The 309-nt window shown below is 46.0% G+C and carries 1 pseudogene; it reads left to right on the plus strand.

The features are described from left to right. Positions 1 to 309 (plus strand): annotated as a pseudogene (locus tag AB4486_RS28340) (N-acetylglucosamine-binding protein GbpA); the annotation flags it as partial.

A 309-nucleotide genomic window follows, 5' to 3' on the forward strand; every position in this document is an offset into this window, starting at 1 on the left:
GATTTGGCATTGGCTTCTCAGGGTGATGCACAAGTCGAGATTACGGCGTACAACCACAACCGTGATACTTTAGCCCATTGGGAAGATGCAGTGAAAGATGGGGAGTCTGTAAATCCTCAGCTTGAACTTTCTAAGTCTGAGCCAGGTCATCATATGTTGGTAGTAAAAACCAGAAACAGTGAGGGTAAGCTAGTCGGCCAAGAAACGCTGGACTTCAATTTGGTTGAACCCGCGGGAGATGTTAACTACGTATACCCAGATGGCTTTGGTCGCTATGTTGCTGGTGATGTCGTTAAGTTTGAGAATGAA

Origin of the sequence: Vibrio sp. 10N.222.55.C6, from assembly GCF_041473395.1 — a bacterium.
In the GTDB taxonomy this organism is placed as follows: Bacteria; Pseudomonadota; Gammaproteobacteria; order Enterobacterales; family Vibrionaceae; genus Vibrio; species Vibrio crassostreae_C.